We start from the raw sequence: 2,500 nt of genomic DNA, 5'->3' as shown, positions 1-2,500 counted from the left end.
GGCACGGTAACACGTGCTGGAGGACCGAACCCACTAGTGTTGAAAAACTAGGGGATGAACTGTGGATAGGGGTGAAAGGCTAAACAAGCCTGGAGATAGCTGGTTCTCTCCGAAAACTATTTAGGTAGTGCCTCACGTATTACTGCCGGGGGTAGAGCACTGTTATAGCTAGGGGGTCATGGCGACTTACCAACCTATGGCAAACTCCGAATACCGGCAAGTAGCAGCGTGGGAGACAGAGCACCGGGTGCTAACGTCCGGACTCAAGAGGGAAACAACCCAGACCGCCAGCTAAGGTCCCTAAAATTGGCTAAGTGGGAAACGAAGTGGGAAGGCATAGACAGTCAGGAGGTTGGCTTAGAAGCAGCCACCCTTTAAAGAAAGCGTAATAGCTCACTGATCGAGTCGTCCTGCGCGGAAGATGTAACGGGGCTCAAGCCAGTTACCGAAGCTGCGGGTGTGTGACTTAGGTTGCACGCGGTAGGAGAGCGTTCTGTAAGCCTGCGAAGGTGGATCGAGAGGTCTGCTGGAGGTATCAGAAGTGCGAATGCTGACATGAGTAGCGATAAAGGGGGTGAAAAGCCCCCTCGCCGTAAGTCCAAGGTTTCCTGCGCAACGTTCATCGGCGCAGGGTGAGTCGGCCCCTAAGGCGAGGCAGAGATGCGTAGCTGATGGGAAGCTGGTTAATATTCCAGCACCGTCGTAGGATGCGATGGGGGGACGGATGGCAGAAGGTCATCGGGGTGTTGGATGTCCCCGTTGCTGCATCATAGAAGGCGCCCAGGCAAATCCGGGCGCGTGATTCAAGGGTGTGGCTGGACAGGACTTTGGTCCTGAACTGATTGGAAGCTGTTCCAGGAAAAGCCTCTAAGCTTCAGTCCTATGATGACCGTACCGCAAACCGACACAGGTGGACGGGATGAGTATTCCAAGGCGCTTGAGAGAACTCAGGAGAAGGAACTCGGCAAATTGATACCGTAACTTCGGGAGAAGGTATGCCCTGGTAATGTGATGCGCCTGCGCGCAAAGCATGAAGGGGCCGCAGTGAATCGGTGGCTGCGACTGTTTATTAAAAACACAGCACTCTGCCAAGACGAAAGTCGACGTATAGGGTGTGACGCCTGCCCGGTGCCGGAAGGTTAAGTGATGGGGTGCAAGCTCTTGATCGAAGCCCCGGTAAACGGCGGCCGTAACTATAACGGTCCTAAGGTAGCGAAATTCCTTGTCGGGTAAGTTCCGACCTGCACGAATGGCGTAACGATGGCCACACTGTCTCCTCCTGAGACTCAGCGAAGTTGAAATGTTTGTGATGATGCAATCTACCCGCGGCTAGACGGAAAGACCCCATGAACCTTTACTGTAGCTTTGCATTGGATTGTGAACCGGCCTGTGTAGGATAGGTGGGAGGCGTTGAATCCGAGTCGCTAGATTCGGAGGAGCCAACCTTGAAATACCACCCTGGTCTGTTTGCGGTTCTAACCTTGGCCCGTTAACCGGGTTGGGGACAGTGCATGGTGGGCAGTTTGACTGGGGCGGTCTCCTCCTAAAGTGTAACGGAGGAGTTCGAAGGTACGCTAGGTACGGTCGGAAATCGTGCTGATAGTGCAATGGCATAAGCGTGCTTGACTGTGAGACTGACAAGTCGAACAGGTGCGAAAGCAGGACATAGTGATCCGGTGGTTCTGAATGGAAGGGCCATCGCTCAACGGATAAAAGGTACTCTGGGGATAACAGGCTGATACCGCCCAAGAGTTCATATCGACGGCGGTGTTTGGCACCTCGATGTCGGCTCATCTCATCCTGGGGCTGTAGCCGGTCCCAAGGGTATGGCTGTTCGCCATTTAAAGAGGTACGTGAGCTGGGTTTAAAACGTCGTGAGACAGTTTGGTCCCTATCTGCCGTGGGCGTTGGATACTTGACGGAGCCTGCTCCTAGTACGAGAGGACCGGAGTGGACGTACCGCTGGTGTATCGGTTGTCATGCCAATGGCATTGCCGAGTAGCTACGTACGGAAGAGATAACCGCTGAAGGCATCTAAGCGGGAAACTCGTCTGAAGATTAGGTATCCCGGGGGCTTGACCCCCCTGAAGGGTCGTCCGAGACCAGGACGTTGATAGGCTGGGTGTGGAAGCGCAGCAATGCGTGCAGCTAACCAGTACTAATTGCCCGTGCGGCTTGATCCTATAACCTTGCAGGTTGTAGCGTGAAGACGGCCGAAATAAAGCAAGCGATTTGCAATACAAGACAACCCGCGTGTGCTTCTTCCAATTGGTGTGCCAGCTCGCCGAACCCCGATCGCCATCGGGGCCCCGGCAGCGTGGCGCACAACCGGTTATGCTTGACGACCATAGCGAGGTGGCCCCACTCCTTCCCTTCCCGAACAGGACAGTGAAACGCCTTCGCGCCGATGATAGTGGATGGACATCTGTGAAAGTAGGTCATCGTCAGGCTCTGATGCAAAACCCCCGCAAAATAAACCTTGCGGGGGTTTTTTTATGGG

At 54.4% G+C, this 2,500-nt stretch carries 2 rRNA genes (1 of these 2 cut by a window edge); both read left to right on the top strand.

Annotation, left to right across the window (positions count from 1 at the left end):
- Positions 1 to 2,183: ribosomal RNA gene (locus tag ABS761_RS16640) — 23S ribosomal RNA — on the top strand; it begins 791 nt to the left of the window's first position.
- Positions 2,184 to 2,337: 154 nt separating this feature from the next.
- A 5S ribosomal RNA gene (gene rrf, locus ABS761_RS16635) occupies positions 2,338 to 2,450 on the top strand.
- Positions 2,451 to 2,500: the final 50 nt, after the last annotated feature.

It is taken from the genome of Castellaniella sp. GW247-6E4 (genome assembly GCF_040276065.1).
GTDB lineage: Bacteria > Pseudomonadota > Gammaproteobacteria > Burkholderiales > Burkholderiaceae_B > Castellaniella.
This window is presented reverse-complemented; position numbering and strand designations above follow the sequence as displayed.